The sequence below is a fragment of the Comamonas sp. genome, from assembly GCF_036666375.1.
Classification (GTDB): domain Bacteria; phylum Pseudomonadota; class Gammaproteobacteria; order Burkholderiales; family Burkholderiaceae_C; genus Comamonas.
On sequence record NZ_JAVWWA010000003.1, the window covers coordinates 39,285 to 58,712 of the forward strand.

19 protein-coding genes are annotated in these 19,428 nt (G+C 67.7%); 4 read left to right on the forward strand and 15 right to left on the reverse strand.

Annotated features, from left to right (window positions below):
* Positions 1–77: 77 nt before the first annotated feature.
* The 12 genes from RR928_RS01195 to RR928_RS01250 all read right to left on the reverse strand — a co-directional run bounded on the left by RR928_RS01195 (position 78) and on the right by RR928_RS01250 (position 9,827).
* Positions 78–980 (reverse strand): metal ABC transporter permease, encoded by a 903-nt coding sequence (locus tag RR928_RS01195; protein ID WP_332540117.1) that lies wholly within the window; start codon positions 978–980, stop codon positions 78–80.
* Positions 977–1,717: a metal ABC transporter ATP-binding protein gene (locus RR928_RS01200; protein WP_332540116.1), complete on the reverse strand. Its 741-nt coding sequence runs from the start codon at positions 1,715–1,717 to the stop codon at positions 977–979. The genes RR928_RS01195 and RR928_RS01200 overlap by 4 nt, the downstream gene beginning before the upstream one ends.
* Positions 1,714–2,658: a metal ABC transporter solute-binding protein, Zn/Mn family gene (locus RR928_RS01205; RefSeq protein WP_332540115.1), complete on the reverse strand. Its 945-nt coding sequence runs from the start codon at positions 2,656–2,658 to the stop codon at positions 1,714–1,716. The genes RR928_RS01200 and RR928_RS01205 overlap by 4 nt, the downstream gene beginning before the upstream one ends.
* Positions 2,659–2,746: 88 nt before the next feature.
* The gene (locus RR928_RS01210) at positions 2,747–3,352 is read right to left on the reverse strand and encodes a DUF6162 family protein (protein WP_332681245.1); all 606 of its coding nucleotides are present in this window, start codon (positions 3,350–3,352) and stop codon (positions 2,747–2,749) included.
* Positions 3,349–3,693 (reverse strand): hypothetical protein, encoded by a 345-nt coding sequence (locus tag RR928_RS01215; protein ID WP_332549272.1) that lies wholly within the window; start codon positions 3,691–3,693, stop codon positions 3,349–3,351. The genes RR928_RS01210 and RR928_RS01215 overlap by 4 nt, the downstream gene beginning before the upstream one ends.
* A 13-nt stretch (positions 3,694–3,706) precedes the next feature.
* Positions 3,707–4,561, reverse strand: a complete 855-nt coding sequence (locus RR928_RS01220; RefSeq protein ID WP_332535161.1) for a DUF3325 domain-containing protein — start codon at positions 4,559–4,561, stop codon at positions 3,707–3,709.
* Positions 4,558–4,860 (reverse strand): DUF3649 domain-containing protein, encoded by a 303-nt coding sequence (locus tag RR928_RS01225; protein ID WP_332535163.1) that lies wholly within the window; start codon positions 4,858–4,860, stop codon positions 4,558–4,560. The genes RR928_RS01220 and RR928_RS01225 overlap by 4 nt, the downstream gene beginning before the upstream one ends.
* On the reverse strand, positions 4,857–6,506 hold the full coding sequence (locus RR928_RS01230; RefSeq protein ID WP_332681246.1) for a PepSY-associated TM helix domain-containing protein: 1,650 nt from the start codon (positions 6,504–6,506) through the stop codon (positions 4,857–4,859). The genes RR928_RS01225 and RR928_RS01230 overlap by 4 nt, the downstream gene beginning before the upstream one ends.
* 14 nt (positions 6,507–6,520) lie before the next feature.
* On the reverse strand, positions 6,521–6,907 hold the full coding sequence (locus tag RR928_RS01235; RefSeq protein ID WP_332535167.1) for an STN domain-containing protein: 387 nt from the start codon (positions 6,905–6,907) through the stop codon (positions 6,521–6,523).
* A 600-nt stretch (positions 6,908–7,507) separates the two neighbouring features.
* On the reverse strand, positions 7,508–8,542 hold the full coding sequence (locus tag RR928_RS01240; RefSeq protein WP_332535168.1) for a FecR family protein: 1,035 nt from the start codon (positions 8,540–8,542) through the stop codon (positions 7,508–7,510).
* The gene (locus RR928_RS01245; RefSeq protein ID WP_332681247.1) at positions 8,539–9,174 is read right to left on the reverse strand and encodes an RNA polymerase sigma factor; all 636 of its coding nucleotides are present in this window, start codon (positions 9,172–9,174) and stop codon (positions 8,539–8,541) included. The genes RR928_RS01240 and RR928_RS01245 overlap by 4 nt, the downstream gene beginning before the upstream one ends.
* A gap of 206 nt (positions 9,175–9,380) precedes the next feature.
* Positions 9,381–9,827, reverse strand: a complete 447-nt coding sequence (locus RR928_RS01250; RefSeq protein ID WP_332535171.1) for a winged helix-turn-helix transcriptional regulator — start codon at positions 9,825–9,827, stop codon at positions 9,381–9,383.
* A 97-nt stretch (positions 9,828–9,924) separates the two neighbouring features.
* Between RR928_RS01250 and RR928_RS01255 the strand changes: the two genes are divergently transcribed.
* From RR928_RS01255 to RR928_RS01265, 3 genes are all read left to right on the forward strand, one after another.
* The gene (locus RR928_RS01255; RefSeq protein ID WP_332535173.1) at positions 9,925–11,139 is read left to right on the forward strand and encodes an MFS transporter; all 1,215 of its coding nucleotides are present in this window, start codon (positions 9,925–9,927) and stop codon (positions 11,137–11,139) included.
* 181 nt (positions 11,140–11,320) lie between these two features.
* Positions 11,321–12,319 (forward strand): ThuA domain-containing protein, encoded by a 999-nt coding sequence (locus RR928_RS01260; protein ID WP_332535174.1) that lies wholly within the window; start codon positions 11,321–11,323, stop codon positions 12,317–12,319.
* A 27-nt stretch (positions 12,320–12,346) separates the two neighbouring features.
* Positions 12,347–14,503 (forward strand): outer membrane protein assembly factor BamB family protein, encoded by a 2,157-nt coding sequence (locus tag RR928_RS01265; protein WP_332535176.1) that lies wholly within the window; start codon positions 12,347–12,349, stop codon positions 14,501–14,503.
* Positions 14,504–14,593: 90 nt separating this feature from the next.
* Here RR928_RS01265 and RR928_RS01270 read toward each other — a convergent pair whose 3' ends face one another.
* Together RR928_RS01270 and RR928_RS01275 are read right to left on the reverse strand one after the other, a co-directional pair.
* A complete protein-coding gene (locus tag RR928_RS01270) occupies positions 14,594–15,898 on the reverse strand; it encodes an HD-GYP domain-containing protein (RefSeq protein WP_332681248.1) in 1,305 nt (434 codons plus the stop codon).
* Between the two features lie 132 nt (positions 15,899–16,030).
* On the reverse strand, positions 16,031–16,594 hold the full coding sequence (locus tag RR928_RS01275) for a peroxiredoxin (RefSeq protein WP_332535180.1): 564 nt from the start codon (positions 16,592–16,594) through the stop codon (positions 16,031–16,033).
* A 122-nt stretch (positions 16,595–16,716) separates the two neighbouring features.
* On the opposite strand from RR928_RS01275, the gene RR928_RS01280 reads away from it, so the two are divergent.
* Positions 16,717–17,481: an SDR family oxidoreductase gene (locus RR928_RS01280; RefSeq protein WP_332681249.1), complete on the forward strand. Its 765-nt coding sequence runs from the start codon at positions 16,717–16,719 to the stop codon at positions 17,479–17,481.
* Positions 17,482–17,492: 11 nt separating this feature from the next.
* Here the strand turns inward: RR928_RS01280 and RR928_RS01285 are convergent, their stop codons facing one another.
* Positions 17,493–19,367 (reverse strand): sensor domain-containing diguanylate cyclase, encoded by a 1,875-nt coding sequence (locus RR928_RS01285; protein ID WP_332681250.1) that lies wholly within the window; start codon positions 19,365–19,367, stop codon positions 17,493–17,495.
* Positions 19,368–19,428: the final 61 nt, after the last annotated feature.

Consider the following 19,428-nt stretch of genomic DNA (forward strand, 5'->3'; position numbering starts at 1 on the left):
GGCCGGCGCCTGCGCCTGCGCCGTCACGGCCGTGAACAGGGTCGCCGCGGTGGCGAGAAGCAGAGTCAACAAGGGTTTCACGACGGCTGTCCTTTCAATCCGGGAACCAGGCCGCGCAGGATCGCGGCCAGCATGAATACCGCCCCGGCCACCAGGATGATGGCCGCGCCCGAAGGCAGGGGCAGAGCGAATTCGATGGGCAGCAGAATGCCCGCAAGCGTGCTGAACGTGGCGATCAGCACGCTGAGCCAGAAGAAGCCGCGCAGCGACTGGCTCAGCAGCCTGGCGGCCGCGGCCGGAATCACCAGCAGCGCGCCGACCAGGATCGCGCCTATGACCTTGACCGAAGCCACGGTCACCACCGTCACCAGCACCACGAACAGATAGTCCATGGCCTTGACCGGAACGCCGCGCACCGCCGCCAGCTGCGGGTTGAAGCTGGCCAGCATCAGCCGGTTGTAGTTGGGCAGGCTCAGCGCCACGGTGAGCGCCGCGACCACGGCCAGCACCGCGAGATCCTGGCTGTTGACGGTCAGCACCGAGCCGAACAGCACGTTCTCCAGGATGTGGATGTTGATGCGTCCCGACAGCAGCAGCAGCAGGCTCGCGCCCAGCGCCAGCGACACCGACAGGAACACGCCGATCAGCGTGTCGGGCGTGAGTCCGGTGCGGTTGCGCAGGTAGTTGAGGCTGATGCCGAACAGCAGGCAGTAGCCGAACAGGCTGCCGTAGGGCCCGGTATAGGGCTCGCCCAGCAGGATGCCTATCGCCACGCCGGTCAGCGCCGAATGGCCCACGGCTTCGGAGAAGAACGCGAAGCGCTTGACCACGACCAGCGTGCCCAGGCCGCCCAGCACCGGGCCTATGATCAGGCCGGCCAGCACGGCATTGACGACAAAGCCGTAGGTCAGCGCACCGGGCAGCGCGCCGGCTTCGGCCCAGCCTTGAATGGCCAGGCGCAGGGTATCGAAGAACGTCATGCTGCGGCCTCCTGGCCCTTGGCGGCGCGCGGCCGGGTGGAAAACAGATCGAGCAGGGTCTGCGGCGTCAGCACTTCGCGCGGCGGGCCGTCGAACAGCACGCCGCGGTTCAGCCCGGTCACATGGTCGGCCAGCCGGCCCACGGCTTCGAGGTCGTGTTCGACCCAGAACACCGTCACGCCGGCCTTCTTCCAGTCGACCAGCAGCTGCTCGAACACGCGCGCGCCGGCCTCGTCCAGCGCGGCCATGGGCTCATCGAGCACCAGCAGCGACGGCGCCGGCACCAGGCCCTGGGCCAGCAGCACGCGCTGGCGCTCGCCGCCCGACAGCGCGCCCATGCGCCGGCGGCGCTTGTCGGCCATGCCCACGCGCTCCAGCGCCGCGGTGATCTCGTCGACGCGCGCACGCGCAAAGCCCAGGAACGCGGGCTTGCGCTGGGTCATCGCGGCCATGAAGTCGTCGACGGTCATCGGCAGTCCGGCGTCGAACGCCAGCGCCTGGGGCACATAGCCCATCACTGCGGGCGCGCCCTGCCACTCCAGCGCCACGCGGCCCTGGTGCGGCGTCTGCCCCAGCAAGGTCTTGATCAGCGAGCTCTTGCCCGCGCCGTTGGGCCCGACCAGCGCATGCACGCTGCCCGGCACGACGCGCAGCGAGACATCGCGCAGCACCGTGGTCTGGCCCAGCCTGAGCCCCACGCCATCGAACGCGATTGCCGGTCCCTGCGACGGCGTCATTGGCCGGCCTCGCGGATGGCGCGCACCACGGTGGCGAGATTCTTCGCCGTGTCCTGCTCGAACTTCTGCGCGGTGTAGTCGCCGTAAGAGATGTGCGTCAGCGCATACAGGCGCACGCCGGTCTCGCGGCGAATGGTGTCGACATAGGCCGATGGAAAGTCCATCTCCGAGAAGATCACCTTCACATCCAGATTGCGCATCTGGTCTATGGTGGCCTTGAGCTGGGCCGGGCTGGGTTCTATGCCATGCGCCGGCTCGACCACGGCCGTGACTTCCAGGCCGAACTCGCGCAGCAGATAGTCGTAGGCGCCGTGGATGGTCGCCACGCGCAGGCTGCGGCCCGGCGCCTGCGCCAGTCCCGCGAGCGCATCGGCGCGCAGCTTGCGCAGCTTCTGGCCATAGACACGCGCATTCGTGCGGTAGGCCTCGGCGTTGGCGGGATCGAGCTTGCCGAGCTCGCGCGCAATGGTGTTGACCTGGGCAATCGACGCCGCCACCGACAGGAAAGTGTGCGGGTTCACGACCTGGCCCGAGCTGTCCTTGCCGCTGCGGCCGGCATTGGCCGACGCGCCTACGGCGGCCAGCAGCGGCACCTGGGCATTGGCCTCGATCACCGGCAGCTTGGGCTTGCTGCTGGCGGCAATCATGCGTTCGGCGAAGTCGTCATGGCCAATGCCGTTGAGCACCACCACATCGAGTCCGCCGATGCGCTTGATGTCCTCGGCGCGCGGCTCGTAGGCATGCGGGTTGAAGCCGGCCGGAATCAGCGGCACGACTTCGGCCAGGTCACCGACGATGTTGCTCACATAGCTGTAGTACGGGTGCAGCGTGATGCCAATGCGCAGACGGCGCGCCTGGGCGGACAGGGGCAGAAGCGTCAGCGCGGTGGTGGCGGCCAGGCCGGTCTGCAGCAAACGGCGGCGGCTGAAAATGGGGGACATGGGCGTACGACTCCAACGAAAGGGCACGCTGCGCGCAGGCAGCGAAAAAGCATCAGGGGAAAAAGCGGCGACGCGGCGATGAGTGGCGCTAGCGCTGCTGGCGGGTCACGCCCGCATCGAAGCGCGCAACGACCTGGCGCCAGCCGGCGCGCGTGAGCTGCGCGGCGTCCAGCGCCGCGGGTGCGGCCTGGGCGCTGCGATGCATCCAGATGTCGGGCTGGTCTTCGGCCGCATGCTCGGCGTGGTCATGCCCATGCGCGGGCGCGGCCACGCGCAGCAGCACCGAAGCCGCGACGGCGCTGTCGGCGCTCAGGCCCAGATAGCCCTGGGTCTGGCCGTCGGCAAGCAGCGTCCAGACATGGGCGCCGCGCTGCGCGCTGCTCGCGTCCTGCGCGAACGGCGGCAGGCCCATGTCGGCCAATGCGGCGACCGCGGGCAGGCGCGGCGCGCCCGCGCGCTCGGCATCGATCTCTTCGAGCGCGATGCGCAGGTCGGCGTAGATGCCCTGCTCGGCGGCTGTCAGGTCACGGCGTGCATCGAGCTGGTGGGCCGCCACCGCATGGCTTTGCGCGGGCGCGGCGCGCAGCGTCACCACCGTGCCGGCCACGGCCAGTATCAGCGCGCAGCCGGCCAGCACGGCCAGCGTCTCGTTGCCGGCGCCGGCCGGCCGCACGATCTGGGTGCTCATGCTCATCGCGCCGCGCCGGCAACGATCTCGGCGTGATCGACTTCGACCACATGGCCGGGACCGGCATCGAACAGCACGAAGAAATCGCCCTTGGGCTTCTTGAAGCTCAGCATCGAGCTCTTGTCGAGCTTGCCCGACACCAGCACCTTGTCCTCGTAGCTCATCACGTCAAGCCGCACGCCGGGCGCGAGCGAGCCGTCGGAAAACGCGCCGCGGCACTGGATGGTGTCGGCCGAGATCTGGCGGCATTCGACCACCGGGTTGTGCGCGAAGGCCGAGGCCGACAGCAGCAGCGCGCCGGCAGCCAGCGCCTGGCGCGCGCGGCAAACAAAGTGGAGAGATGTCATTTCAATGGCCTTTCTATTGGGCTGGCTGCGGGGCCTGGCGCCCGGCTTGCGGCTTGTCTTCGCGTTGCTTGAACCAGGCCACCGTCGCCGGCGACACATCGGCCAGGCGCACCGGTGCCTGGTGCATTTCGCCGTCCTTGCCGACCACGGTGAGCCACAGCATGCTGTCGGCCGTGGTGTTGGCCGGCAGCTGGATGTCGACAGTGCGGTTCCAGCGCGCGCCGTTGAGCACGATGCCGGCGGCGCGCAGCGAGCGCGGCTTGTTGACCTTGAGATAGGCGGCGCGGATCTGCGCGTCGCAGTCCTCGCAAAAACGCACCTGGTAGGACTTCATGGGAATGTCCATGGCCACCAGATCGGGCACGTTGTGGTTGCTTTCGGCCAGGCGGAAGCTCCACGGCCCGACCTGGCCGGCAAACGCATCGGCGCGCAGCAGCGGCGCGATCGGCGTCGCCTTGAGGGCCAGCAGGAAGACCACGGGCACGGCGGCCAGCAGCGCGGCGGCCAGCCAGCGGCGCAGGCGCGGCGGCGCGGGCGGCAGGGCGGCGGCCTGCGCGGTGCGCGCCCGGCGCGCCGCCGCACGCTGCTGCGGCTGCCAGGGCCACTTGGGAAACGCGAACACCAGCGCCAGCGCGGCGATGCTGAGCCAGCCCAGCCACAGCGTGATGCCCACGCCCGTGCCCATGGCGCCAATGCCCAGCGCCAGCGCGATCGCCAGCAGCGCCCAGCCGATGGCGCGCGCCAGCAGCCGCCACTGCGGCGCGGGCAGGCGGCCCAGCAGATGCTCGGCATGGCGTTCGGTGGCCAGCGCCAGCGCGGCAAAGCCCGCGAGGCTGATCAGCAGGATTGCAAGATGCACCGGTGTCATGCCGCGCCTCCGTTCTTGAGCAGCCAGGCCAGCGCCGCGACCACGGCGGTGATCAGCACGATGCCGACCCAGGCGCGCGTGGCGCTGCGCGCCACGAACACCCAGATCACGGCCACGCTGTAGATCGCGAAGCTCAGCATGCTGGCCCACAGCAGCGCCTGGGGCTGGGGTCCGGGCCAGACCAGGGCCAGCAGCACGGTCGCGGCCGAAGCCAGCGCATAGCCGCCGAAAGCCGCGGCAATCACGCGCGAGGCCACCGCCAGGCGGTAGGCGCGAGTCAATGGAACAGCGTTGCTCATGCGGCACTCCCTTCGTGCACTGGCATTGCGGCCGCGGCCTTGGCTGCAGCGCGTGCAGGGTCGAGCCGGCGTTTGACCTTCACGGCCATCAGCGCCAGCAGCGCGGCCAGCCCCCACATCGTCAGGTCGAAGCCCGCGAACACCCAGTCGCCGGCGCGCAGGCTGTTGAGCAGATGCCTGTCGGTGGTCAATGCATTGACCACGGGCACCAGCGCATAGGCCGCGCAGCCCGCCCAGAACAGTTCTATCCAGGCGCGGTGCAGCGGCCGCGCCAGCGCGTAGAACAGCGTTGCGAGCCAGACCGCGAACATGCTGTGCACTTCCCAGGCCGGGCGGTCGGTGATGTCCAGCGGCAGCAGGCGGTTGGCGAGGAAATACGCGGCCACGGCCAGCGGCAGGCCGGCAATGGTGGCGACATTGAGGTTCTCGACCAGGCGCACGCCGAAGTGCTCCTGGCCTTCGAAGCCGCTGCCCAGATGGTGCTTGCGGCGCTTGACGGTCCACAGCACCATGCCGGTGCCTATCATCGCGCAGCCCAGCAGGCCCGCGAGGAAGTACACCCAGCGGCCCCAGGCGCCGACAAACAGGCCTTCATGCAGGTTGAGCATCACGCTCTGCGTGGTGCGCGCCGCGCCGCCCGCAAGCGGCTCGGGGTCCAGCGACTCGCCGCTGCGCGCATCGAAACGCAGCGTGTCGGAGCGGTGGATATCGAGCGAGCCTTCGTTGACGCGGTTGAGCGTGAGGGCCAGCCGCTCGCCCTCTCCCTGGTGGTGCATCAAGGTGATGCTGCGCACCTTGCCCGGGCCCCAGACGGCCTCGGCCTTTTCCACCAGCGGAGTCAGCGCGGTCTCGGGACGCGTCACGGCCACGGACTTGCGGTTGAACTCGGGAAACAGCTCCGAGAAATACGGCTTGCGGCTTTGCTGGTCGCTGCCGTAGAGCGCGTTGATGCCCGCGGGCATGTACGAATACATGAAGAACACCAGGCCGCTGTAGGTGATCATCAGAAAGAACGGCAGCGCCATCACGCTCACCGCGTTGTGCGCGTCCAGCCAGCTGCGCTGGCCCTTGCCGGGACGGAAAGTGAAGAAGTCCTTGAAGATCTTCTTGTGCGTGATCACGCCGGTGACGATGGCCATCAGCATCAGCATGGTGCAGATGCCGACGATGCGAATGCCTAGGTCGAAATCCACGTAGTGCAGCAGATAGTGCATGCGGTACAGCGTGTTGCCGCCGGCCGTGGCGCGCGGCTCCACGCCCGAAGGCAGGACCGCGCCGGTGTTCACGTCGAGCCGCTCGCTGCCCGCGGGGCCGAAGTCATGGCCCTCGGGCGGCATCTCCTGCCAGGCGATGCCGAACTCCTGCCAGTTGCGCGACGGCACCGAGTCATGCGGCAGGTTGATGCGCCAGTTCGCGGCGCCCGGAGCGATCTGCTGCAGGCGATCGAGCGCGCGATCGAACGCGCCGGCGCGGTCAGTCAGCGCAATCTCCTCGACCATGGGCCGCTCGGGTTGCATCCAGCGCGTGATTTCCGTCTGGAAATAGCCGGGCGTGCCGGTGACGAAGACAAAGAACAGCACCCAGCCGACGATCAGACCGGTCCAGGTGTGCAGCCAGGAAGTGCACTGGCGAAGCGAAGAAAACATGGGCGTGCTCCGGCTCAGGAAATGGTGATTGCCGGCACGGCCCAGCGCAGCGCGCCGCGCGCCTGCGGGCCCGTCTGCGCGGCCTTGAGCGTGAACGAGCGCGCACGCACCGTGGCAATGGTCAGGCCGGTGCGCGCCAGCAGCAGCTCCAGCGCTTCCTGCGGCGTATAGGCGCCATAGACGGCGACGGCTTCGCGCCCGGAAAGCAGGGCTTCGTGGAACAGCACCTGGGACTGGGTCTGCAGACCGAAGGCGCGCAGCGCGCTCACCAGGGGCTGGGCAGGAATGCTCACGGCAACGCGCGATTCCTGCACGCCCGCGTGGCGCGGCGGCTGCGGCGCGGGCTGGAGGTCCTGCGCCGCAGCCGGCAGCAGCACGCCACAGGCCAGCCAGGCCATCACCGTGGATGCCGGATATCCCCGCCCTGCCCGCCCCCTGCTGGAGTGGGCGCTCTCGCTGCCTTGACCTTGCCGCATTGCACTGTTTCCATCTTCGTACGGCGTCTGGTCGAAGCGGCTTGGCAGGAAGTCGCCCCGTTTCCGGGAAGCATCAGCCCACTGCAAGCACTTCGCGCCAGGCGCGCGCTGTGTTCGTGGCTGTTGGCGGAAGAACGAAGGTCACCCTTCTGGTCCGTGGCTGGCAGCCGGAGCATGGAAGAATTTCCGCGCCCTCAATAGGTAGAACGGAAATCGGCGCAAACATGGAACCCGTGGAATGCAAATAATTGCTATTTATTTTTTGCAGCGTGAGGTAGGGGTCCGCAACTGGCGATTGCGAGGTGCAAGGCTTACGGCCACAAGCCTTTCGTCGCCAACCGTTCGTCCTGAGCGAGGTAGGCGAGGCGAGGCCTCACAAGGCGTTGGCTCACCCCGTTCGTCCTGAACCTGTCGAAGGATGAACGGCCTGCGCTCCAGGCATGAGGACAGGCCGACGCGACCGGCCAGACAAGCTCACCACGAACGCGGTGTTTGAGGCCCGCGCCGAACTGGCACGGCGCAGCCTCAACGCCTGGAAATGCGCCAGTTGCCCACAGGATCGCGCTCGACGCGCACCGGCACCACGTCGGGCAGCGCCTGGATGAAGTCATCGGCCGAGTGGATCATGAGGAAGCCCGAGATCGTCATGGCCTTCAAGCCTTCGTCATCGACCACCACCGACTTGCCCAGGTAGCGCCCCAGTTCCTGCGCGACTTCGCCCAGCGTGGTGCGGCTGAAATGGATCTGCCCCGTGCGCCAGCGGCCCACTTCCTCGGGCGCGGCGCGCAGGCTCTGGTGATTGCCGGTGGCGGTGTCGATCGCGACACCGACGCCCGGGCCCAGCAGCAGCGCGGGGTCGGTCGTCACGCTGCGTCGCGGCTGCACTTCGACCTTGCCTTCAAGCACCTTGACGGTCAATTGCTGCGCCGTGGCGCGCACGTTGAACGCCGTGCCGACCACGCGCACGCGGCTGTCGCCGCGGTCGATCGTGAACGGCTGATTGGCATTGGGTGCGACGCGAAAGAAGGCCTCGCCTTCGCCCATCAGCACTTCGCGCCGGCGCGGGAAGTAGCGCACCTGCACCGCCGTGCCCACGTTGAGCGCAATCTGCGAGCCGTCGGGCAGATCGACCGCGCGCGTCTCGCCCGGGCCGGTGGCGACATCGAGGCGGTAGCTGGGAGTTGCATCCCAGCGGAACCAGCCCGCCGCGACCAGCGCCACGCAGGTCGCGGCAAGCACCGGCGCAAAACTGCGCCGGCGCGCGGGTGTGAGCCAGGGCAGCCAGCGCAGGCCGGCCGCGGGCACCGCGCCTGCCGTCGACCGTGCTGGCGTGGCGCAAGTCGCGCTGCGGTATTGCTTCAGCTGGCCGGCGAGCTGCACGGTATGGCCCATCGAATCCATGATGTCGCGGCGCGCGGGATCGGCGGCCAGCCAGACCTGCAGCGCGCGTTCGTCGGCGGCCGTCCAGCCGGCCTGGGCGCGGCGCACGCACCAGTCGGCCACCTCGCGGTGCAGCTGCAGCAGCGCGCTGTGGGTCGTGCCCGCGGGAATGGGCTTCATGGAGCGTCCCCGTCGGCGGCGTCGGCCGCTTCTTCGGCACCGCTGAGCACCACATGCATCTGGCGCATCTGCGCACTGCTGGCATAGCTCACGCGCACCTGGCAGTAGGCCAGGCCGCGGCTCAGATGCTTGACCACCATGCGCGTGGAAATGCCCATGCGCAGCGCGGTCTCCTCGACCGTATGGCCTTCTATGCGGTGCAGCGTGAACGCTTCGCGCTGGCGCGCGGGCAGCTCCTGTATGGCCTGATCGAGCCGGGCCAGCAGTTGGGAATGGGCCGCGTGGGCAGCGGTGTGGCCGGCGTCGGTAGACAGGTCGGGCGTGTCGGAATCCTCTTCGAGCGCGACGCGCTGCAGGCCTTCGCGCTGCGCGCTCTTGCGCCAGCCATCGATGGCGACATTGCGCGCGGCGCGGCGCAGATAAGGCTGCTCGTCGCCCGGCGCAATCGACTTGCCGGTCGCGGCCAGGCGCGCAAACACTTCCTGCGTCGCGTCCTCGACTTCGGCGGCCGAGCCGAAATAGCGGCGCATCATGCGCGCCAGCGGAGCGCGCCAGCGGGCATAGAGATGCCCCAGCTGATCGCTCGCGGTCGGCGGCGGCGTGCCTTCGCCCGGCATGAAGTCGCGTTTCATGCCCTGCCCCCAGGCTTCAGCGGCCACGCCGATGCGCGCCTTGAACCCGTCATGGCATGCAGTCGCGCGGCAGAAGAAATGGTTGAAGCGGGCAAGAAGATCCGACACAGATGAACGCCGGGTGCGGCACAGGTGGCGACATTCTACTGAGAACCGTTCGCATATGGAAACGTGCATCGCCCTGCCAGCCTGTCGTCATGGCGCAGTCAGCGCAGCTTGCGCACTTCGGTATCCGCGGCACGCAGCACCCGGCCATCGCCGGCCTGCGGCGCCATGCGCGCCAGCGGCCGGCCCGCGCGTTTGTCGACGAGCTGCGAATGCGCTTCGCCCTTGGCGAACAGGTGGCGTTCCCCCCATTGGCGCAAGGCCACGACGACAGGAAACAGGCTTTCGCCCCTGGCCGTCAGCACGTATTCCTGGTAGGCGCTGCCATCGGATGCGGCCCGGGTTTCGAGAATGCCCGCGTCCACCAGCTTGCGCAGCCGGTCCGAAAGAATATTGCGCGCCATGCCCAGGCTGCGCTGGAAGTCGCTGAACCGGCTTATGCCATCGAATGCATCGCGCACGATCAGCATGGACCAGCGATCGCCGACGAGATCGACGCTGCGCGCGACCGGACAGGGTTCGTCTGCGGAGAGATTGCGACTCGGCATGCGGCGTTCCATCAAATGAGTTGGTTGCATTTTAAAACCATCATGCCTAGAATTCAACTGGTTTTGTTTTGAAACCAGATTGAAGAAACGGCCCGTGATGCAAACCCCTGCCCCCGCTTCCCCGAATCCTGTGGCCATGCCGCGCTCGCTGGTGCTGCTGTTTGCCGCCGCCAGCGGCCTGAGCGTCGCCAACGTCTATTACGCCCAGCCGCTGCTCGACGCGCTGGCCGCCGACTTCGGCATCAGTCATGCAGCCGTCGGCGGCGTGGTCAGCGCGACCCAGCTCGGCTCGGCGCTGGCGCTGCTGCTGCTGGTGCCGCTGGGCGATCGCCTGGACCGGCGCCGTCTGATGGGCGCGCAGCTGCTGGCTCTGGTCGCGGCGCTGTTGCTGGTCGCGAACGCGCCCTCGGCGCGCGTGCTGCTGCTGGGAATGCTGGGCGTGGGCCTGCTGGGCACGGCCATGACGCAGGGGCTGATCGCCTATGCCGCCAGCGCCGCCGCGCCGCATGAACAGGGCCGGGTCGTGGGCGGCGCACAAGGCGGGGTGTTCATCGGCCTGCTGCTGGCGCGCGTGTTCGCGGGCGGCGTCAACGACCTGGCCGGCTGGCGCGGCGTGTATGTCGGCGCGGCGGCGCTGATGCTCATGGTCGCGCTGCCGCTGTGGCGCCGCCTGCCGGCCCTGCCCGCCCCGGCGATGCGCAGCAGCTACTTCCGCTTGATCGCGTCGATGCTCACGCTGCTGCGCCAGGAGCGCGTGCTGCAGATCCGCGGCATGCTGGCCTTGCTGATGTTTGCCGCGTTCAACATCTTCTGGAGCGCGCTGGTGCTGCCGCTGAGCGCGCCGCCATTCGCGCTCTCGCACACGGCCATAGGCGCTTTCGGGCTGGTGGGCGTGGTCGGCGCGCTCGCGGCAGCGCGCGCCGGGCAATGGGCGGACCGCGGCCGGGGCCAGCGCACCAGCGCCGCGGCCCTGCTGGCGCTGCTGCTCGCCTGGTGGCCGCTGGCGCTGATGGGCTGGTCGCTGTGGGCGCTGGTGCTGGGCATCGTGCTGCTCGACCTGGGCGGCCAGGCCTTGCATGTGACCAACCAGAGCCTGATCTTGCGCACCCGGCCCGACGCCCATGGCCGGCTCGTCGGGCTCTACATGCTGTTCTACGCGGTCGGCAGCGGGCTGGGCGCGATCGCCTCCACGGTCACCTATGCGCATGCGGGCTGGCAAGGCGTGTGCGCGCTGGGCGCGGGCGTGAGCCTGCTGGCGCTGATCTTCTGGGGGGCCACTTTGCGCTGCATGCCCGGGCCCGCGCGGCCGTGAAGCGCTGTCGGCAGACAGGGCTGCTGCAGGCGAAACTCACAAAAATAAACAGGAAGGGATTTCCATTATGGAAATGTTTTCCGGATTTATTACATTTTGTCCATGCTGCAACACAAGGCAGCAATGCGCGCCTGAGTCTTTCCAAAGCACCTGTTCGACACAACTTCAACGGAGACAGCGAATGAGATCTTTCCAGCGGAAATTTGCCTACACCGCCATGGCGGCGGCCCTGCTTGCCGGCCTGAGCGCCTGCGGCGGCGACGACAACAACGAGCCGCCCAAGGACGAGGAGGCGGCGGTCGACAGCAGCTTCGACCCCTACTACAACGTCTGCCGCGGCACCGACTCCAAGTGCTACAACGACTGGGGCGCGTTTGCCTCCACGCCCAACCGCGTGCTGATCTATTCGCGCACCGCGGGACCGCGCCACGCCAACCTGGGCACGCCCATGGCCGCGGGGCTGAACCCCGAGATGAACGCCGACAACGTCATGCAGGCGGGCCTCAAGCGCATGATGGAAGAAGCCGGCATACAGGCCGACTGGACCGAAGACGTGACGGTGCTCGCCGGGCGCATCAACAACTACAAGACCGTGATCTTCGCGAGCTCCAACCGCGACACGCTGTGGAACGAAGCCGTGGCCACGGGCAATGACGCGGCGCGCACCGCGCTGCGCAACTACATGCGCCGCGGCGGCGGCTTCGTCGGCCTGCACAACGCGTTCGGCGCCGAGTACAACTGGCCCTACTACGAAGGCCTGCTGGGCAATGCCAACTTCTACAACCACGGCCCGAACCGCGACGGCGTGGTGAAGATCATGGGCCAGGACCCGTCCACGCAAGGCGTGGCGCTGAGCTTCGCGTTCAAGGACGAGTGGTACAACCTCGCGCCGTTCCCGACCAACGTGAAGTTCCTGGCCCAGGTCGACACCTCCACGCTGAACCCGCTCACGGCCGCGCCCCATCCCGGCCACAAGGACTTCCACCCCGTCGCCTGGTGCCAGTACTACGACGGCGGCCGCGCCTGGCTCAGCACGCTGGGCCATGCCGCCGACCACTTCACCGCGAACTCCGCGGCGCCGGGCGCGCAGGACTTCCAGAAGATGGTGGTGCAGGCCGTCAAGTCCACCATGGGCCTGACCGACTTCTGCACCAGCTCCCCCGCCACGCCGGCCAAGTAAGCCCAGCGCCCACTTTGGAGGAAATCCGTGAAATCTCGCTCTTACACGCTTTCTGCGATTGCAGCGGCCATCATCTGCCTGCCCGTGGTGCTCATAGGCTGCGGCGGCAATGGGGATGACAAGCCGGCCGTCACGCCGCCGCCGACGGCGGATCTCAACGACTGCTGCACGCCCGGCGGCAAGGATTTCCCCAAGGTCGGCGGAAACCTCGGCAACCAGAACTACAGCGCGCTGTCCGCGCTGGAGAAGAAGAACATCGCCCAGCTCGGCGGCGCCTGGGTCAACCGCGTCGAAGGCGGGCTGAACACCGGCACCAACCAGAGCACGACGGTGGTCGTCGACGGTGTCATTTATCTCGAGACCGCGCTGGGCAATGTGGTCGCGGTCGACGGCAAGACCGGCGTCACCAAGTGGAAATGGGAAACCCCGCATGGCACCATCACCCGCCGCGGCGTGGCCGTGGCCAAGGACCTGGGCCTGGTCTACACGGTGGCCAAGGGCAACCGCCTGGTGGCGCTGAAGATCGCCACCGGCGAAGTCGCCTGGACCAAGGAATATCCCAACGACACGGCCGACGCCAACTACCTGGGCTCGGTGCAGAAAGTGGCGCTGGTCTACCACGACAAGCGCCTGTACATAGGCACCAACGACGGCAACCGCGGCGCGGCCTTCACCGCCGACGCCACCGACGGCAAGGTGCTCAATGTGTTCTGGGGCGTGCCCAAGCCCGGCACCAAGGGCTACGACACCTGGGGCGGCGCGGCCGAGGCCGACCGCACGGGTGCCACGCCCTGGATACACCCGGCCGTGGACCCCGAACTCAAGCTGGTCTACTGGACTTTCGGCAATGTGCGCGGCGGCTCGTCGCAGGACGGCTCCAAGCGCCCCGGCCTGAACCTGTTCGCCAACTCCATCGTCGCCCTCGACACGGTCACGGGCGAGTACAGATGGCACTTCCAGTCGGTGCACCACGACATCTGGGACATGGACAACGTGATGTCGCCGGTGCTCGCCGACGTGAAGATCGACGGCGTGCTGCGCAAGATCGTGATCTACGGCAGCAAGACCGGCATGTACTACATCCTCGACCGCAAGGACGGCTCGGCGCCGCTGGGCATCGATGAGGTGCCGGTCAAGCAGGACGCGCGCCAGGCCACCTGGCCCACGCAGCCGATTCCGCGCCAGGGCGCATGGACCGAGACCTGCGTGGTCGATCAGCAGCTCGGCACGGCCGTGCCCGGCGACCCGAACCGCGCCATCCCGAACTACCAGAAGGGCTGCCTGTTCGACCCGCACTGGGACATCCCTATCCTGTCGGTGCCCGGCCACGGCGGCGGCGCCAACTGGAACCACCAGTCGTTCAGCCCCAAGACCGGACTGGTCTACACCGGCTATGGCTATGTGGGCGCAGCGCACTCGCTGACCGAGGCCAGCAACGGCCTGCGCCCGCCGGGCACCTACCAGACCGGCGGCGTGGTCGCCGTCGACCCGAGCACCAACCGCGTGCGCTGGAAGAAGGCCATGCCCTACTCGCTGGCCCATGGCAACGGCATCCTGTCCACGGCCAGCAACCTGCTGTTCATAGGCCAGCCCGACGGCAACCTGATTGCCATGGACGGCGACAACGGCAACGAAGTCTGGCGCTTCCAGACCGGCGCCTCGATCAATGCCAGCCCGGTCAGCTACGAGATCGACGGCGAGCAGTACATCGCGGTGTTTGCGGGCGGCTCGTCCATCCCCTACAGCGATGCGCCGCGCGGCGACTTCCTGTGGGCGTTCAAGGTCGGCGGCAAGGTCGCGCCCGCGGCCACGCCCACGCCGCCGCTGGTGCGCCGGCCGGTGTCCGGCTCGGCCGTCAGCGGTGCGAGCCTGCCCACGCCCAACACCGTCTATCTGGGCCGGGTGCAGACCGCGACCAATGCCCCCGGAGCGCAGGAATCGACGGCCGTCAACGCCATGACGCCGACCTTCATGACAGTGCCGCTGAACACCACCGTGACGTTCAAGAACCCCGAGGGCAATGCCAACGAGCATTGCGCCACGCAGTTCTTCGAAGGCGTGTTCAACTTCCGCCTCAAGCCCGGCGAGTCGGCCAACTACAAGTTCACGCAGCCCGGCGAGTACTTCTACAACGACTGCCACAGCCCGCGGCCCACGGGCAAGATCGTCGTCGCCGACAAGTGAGCCCTCGGGGCGCGCGCGCCCCCGCAACGAAGAAGCCTGCGAGGCATGCCATCGCAGGCTTTTTCATTCGCGCGGCGCGCGCGCCACGGCTCACTGCGTCATTGCAGGCAGGCGGTGCAGCGTTGCCTTGAGCGCCGCAAAGCACTCGGCGTCTATCGCCGTGCCCACGGACTCGCCCATGATTTCCAGCGTCTTGTCGACAGGAATCGCACCGCGATAGGGGCGCGCCGCGGTGATCGCGTCGAAGATGTCGGCGCAGGTGATGATGCGCGTTTCGAGATCGATATCCTGCGCCGAAAGTCCCCGGGGATAGCCCTGGCCGTCGAGACGTTCATGATGGGCGCCCGCGATGCGCGCCAGCTCGCCAAACGCATCGATGCGCGACAGGATGGCTTCGGTGTACATCGCATGGGTGCGCACCACGGCCCACTCCTCGGCATCGAGCTTGCCCGGCTTGTCGAGAATGCTGTTGCTCACGCCCAGCTTGCCGATGTCGTGCAGCAGCGCCGCGCGCTTGAGCCAGCGGCGCCGGTCGGCATCCAGGCCCATGGTCTCGGCCATCAGATCGACATACAGCGCCACGCGCGCGCTGTGGCCGCTGGTGTAGGGGCTCTTGGAATCGACGACCTGGCCGAACGCCGTGGCGATGTCGTCGAGGTAATCCTCGTCCAGCGGCACCAGATGGGAAGCGGGCTCGAGCGCCAGCACCGCGGCGTCGATGTCCGCCCCCGCGAGCTGTGCCCAGAACGCGTCGTCGGCGACCGCGCTGAACGCATCGATCAATTCAGGGTCCAGCCACTGGCCGCGGCGGCGCTGCAATTCGGCCAGCGCGGCCTGCGGCCCGCCGCCGGTGTGAAACACATCGGCCACCTGGGCGAGCAGCGCAATGCGCGAATACAAGGGTATCGCCTGGCCGGCGAGCCCGTCGGGCCGGCCCTTGCCGTTGAAATGCTCGTCAAGGTGGTAGATGCCCTGGGCCACCGTCTCGGGAAAGCGCAGCAGGCGCGCGATCTCTGCGCCGCGCTGGCAGCGCGTCTGGATCAGCTCGTCGGCCAGCTCCTTGCCGTTGCGCAGGATGTTCATCACCGCGCGAAAGCGCTCGGCCAGCGGCGCGCGCAGGCCCGTGTGCGAGAGCACGAAATTGAGCACCTGGGGCAGGCTGTCGCCCACGGTCTTGAAGTCGTGCTTGAACGCCAGATCGTTGGTCAGGTAGAGCTCGCAGATGCGCGCCGCATTGCTGCTGCAGCCCAGGTCCTTGAGCAGCAAGGTGTAGTACAGGCCCCAGAGTTCATCGTCCGACATCCCCAGGCGCCGCCCCACATGCATGCCAATCCAGCAGCAGCGGGTGCAGTGTCCCTCGGGTTGTCCTTCGGTGATGTCGAGCGCATGGCTCAAGGCAGAAATCAATTCTGAGAGGCGCAATCCGGGCATGGGTCAAATGGCAAAGGTTTCCGAACCGATGTACTTTTTACATCGTGTCACACCGAAGTCTGCTCCATATCGAAAGACCGTGCCCTAAGCATGCCCTCACTTCTTCAAGCTGTTCTGCAAGCGCTGCACTGCTGCCTTGGTCTGCTCCACATGCTCTGCCGGATCGGAACCCACATGGGCAAACTTGATCCGGCTGTCCTGGCCGATGACATACGAGATGCGGTCGGCGCGCTGGGGATTGGCCGCGGCCGAGGCATCGTAGGCGCGAATGGTGCGCGCCTGGGGATCGGAGGCGACCGCAAACTGGTCGCGGCAGGCTTCGGTGGAAAAGCGCTGCAAGGTGGCGATGTCGTCATGCGACATGCCCACGACCTGCGCGCCCAGCGCATTGAACTGCGGCGAGGCTTCGGCAAACGCATGCGCCTCGAGCGTGCAGCCCTGGGTGAAGGCCTTGGGGAAGAAATACAGCACCACCGGCCCCTTGGCCAGCGCGGCTTTCATGTCGAACGCGAAAGGCTTGCCGGCAACGGCCGCCTGGGTGGTGAACGCCGGGGCCGCATCGCCCACCTTGAGCACCGCATGCGCGGCCGGAGAGAACAGGGCCGCGAGCAGCGCGGCCGCGGAAAATGCGGTGGAGAGGCCAGAGCCGGTAGTGCGCATGGGAGCTTTCTTCCAATGGTGGATGCGGCCATTGTCCAGGCTTTTGCCCAGGCACGGTCATAGTTCCTGCGCGGCCGCAATGAACTCACAATGGGGTTCTACATCACCTGGAGAATTTGACAATGACAGACAAGAAGGTAGCGGTCATCACGGGCGCAGGCTCCGGCGTAGGCAAGGCCGTGGCCCAGGCATTGCTTGCGGCAGGCTTTCATGTGGTGCTTGCCGGGCGCCGCGCCGAGCTGCTCGAGCAGGTCAAGACAGAAGCGCAGACGCAGCACGGCCTGGGCGAGCGCGTGCACTGCGTGCCCACCGATGTGAGCGACCCCGAAGCCGTCGCCGCGCTGTTCGCGAGCGCGGTCGCGAAGTTCGGCCGCGTCGACCTGCTGTTCAACAACGCGGGCCGCGGCAACCCTCCGGGGTCCTTCGTCGACTGGACGCCGGATCAATGGCGCGAAGTGGTCGATGTGAATCTCAACGGCATGTTCTATTGCCTGCAGCAGGCCTTCAAGGTGATGCAGGGCCAGAGCCCCCAGGGCGGACGCATCATCAACAACGGCTCGATCTCCGCGCATGCGCCGCGCCCCAACTCCATTGCCTACACTGCGACCAAGCATGCGGTGATGGGGCTGACCAAGACGGCTGCGCTCGACGGGCGCCCGTACAACATCGCCGTCGGGCAGATCGACATCGGCAATGCGATGACCGACCTGGCGTCGCGCATGGCCAAGGGCGTGCCCCAGGCCAATGGCGACATCGCGGTCGAGCCCATGATCGATGTCGCGGTCGTCGGCCAGTCGGTGCTCTACATGGCCAGCCTGCCGCTCGAAGCCAACGTGCTGTTCCACACCGTCATGGCGACCAAGATGCCTTTCGTCGGCCGCGGCTGACAGCGCTTCGCCTAGGCCGGGTTCTCGGCCAGTGCCTGCGGGCTGCGCGCCACCACGATGCGCCCCTTGCCGGCCCGCTTGGCGGCGTACATCGCCTCGTCGGCCAGCTGCAGCAGCTGCGCCGATGAGTCGTCGGCCGCGAGATTGAGCGCCAGGCCCATGCTTGCGCCGACATGCACCACGGCGCCATGCTGCAGCCGTATGGGCTGGCTGATGGCCGCCAGGCAGCGCTCCATGATCTCCACGGCTTCCTGGGTCGAGCCCAGGCCGGCAAGCAGCACGACGAACTCGTCGCCGCCCAGCCGGGCCACGCAATCGGAAGCCCGCGCCTGGGCCTTGAGCCGCGCGGCGACGACCTGCAGCACTTCGTCGCCGGCATCGTGACCATGCGTGTCGTTGACCAGCTTGAAGCCGTCGAGATCCATGAAACACAAGGCCACCAGCGCCTGTGCGGAATGGGTAGCGGCGGACAAAGCCTGCTCCAGCGTCTGCTCCAGCGCGCGGCGATTGGCCAGGCCCGTGAGCGCATCATGCGTGGCCAGATGCCGCGCGGTCTGCTCGTCTCGCTTGAGGCCGTCGATGTCGACGAAGATCCACAGCGACTCCACGTCGTTGAGCCGCGCGCCGCTCACGTCCGCCCACAGCGTCTGGCCATCGCTGCTCAGCAGCTGTATCTGGGTGTGGAACTTGCCCGCGGCGCGCAGCGCGGCATAGGCCTGCTCGCCCACCTGCTGGTAAATGGCTTCATCGGCATAGATGATACGGATCGGTGCGCCCTGCAGGTCGCCGGCCGAGCGTTTGACCAGCCGCTGCATCGCCTGGTTGGTCCACAGCACCTTGCGGTCGCGCAGCCGCGCCATGCCGATCAGGTCGTTGTCGATGAACAGCTCCTGCTCCTTGAGCAGTTCCGTCATCCTGATCTTCGCCAGCCGCTCGCGCGCCTGCAGCCGGTACAGGCTCACCGAGCCCAGCGCGATCAGCAGAATGCACAGTCCCGTGAGCCCCCAGGCGCGCCAGGCGGACGCGCGCCACATCGCCAGATAGGTCTCGGTGCCCAGACCGGCGGCGACCGTCAGCGGATAGTTGGTCAGCCGCTGGTAGGCGGTGATGCGCTCCACGCCATCGAGCAGCGTGGGCGTGATGTACCAGCCATGTTCGGGATTGCTGCGCAGCGCCGCGTGGTATTGCGCGGACACCAGGTCGTCGCCCAGGCCTTGCTCGGAGTCGGGCTGGTTCGCATTGAAGCGCGCGACCAGGCGCGCATCGTCGGTGCGCAGCGCCATGGCGCTGTCCGGTCCCAGCGATTGCTGGCTGAACAGCCGCTGGAAATGCTCGGCCGCGACGACGGCATAGACCACGCCCTGAAAGCCGCCATCCGCGTCCTGCAGCCGCCGGGCCAGCACGATGGCCCATTTGTCGAAGGACAGGCTCACCAGCGGCGAGGACACGACCATCTGGTCCGTATCCCGGGCCTGCTCGAAATACGGCCGGCTCTCGATCGAGAACGGCACGGTGACTTCGCTGGGCACCAGCAGCACCTGGCCGTCGGGACCCGTGGTCCTGAGCGCCGTCACGAACGGAATCAGCGCGCGCTGTTCCTGCAGCGCTTCCTCGAGTGCGGATTGCGCCGCGGGCAGGCCGTCGATGGAACGCATGCGAAACCGGTTCGTAATGGACGACAGCGCGTTGTCCACGAGCCGCAGCTCCGCCGTGAGCTCCAGCCCCAGACTGCGGGCCTGATTGCGCGTCACGGCGACGCCCAGGTCCATGTCGGCCTGGTAGTTGGCATGCAGGTTCAATCCGGTCGCAAGGCACAGCAGGCATGCCACCAGCAGATTGCCGAGAACGATGCGCCGCAGCACTGTTTTGGAAATCCTCAGACTCATACCGCTTTGTCGTGAATGCGATGCAGCGCATCGGGTTGCAATTCGCCTGGCGACACGCGCG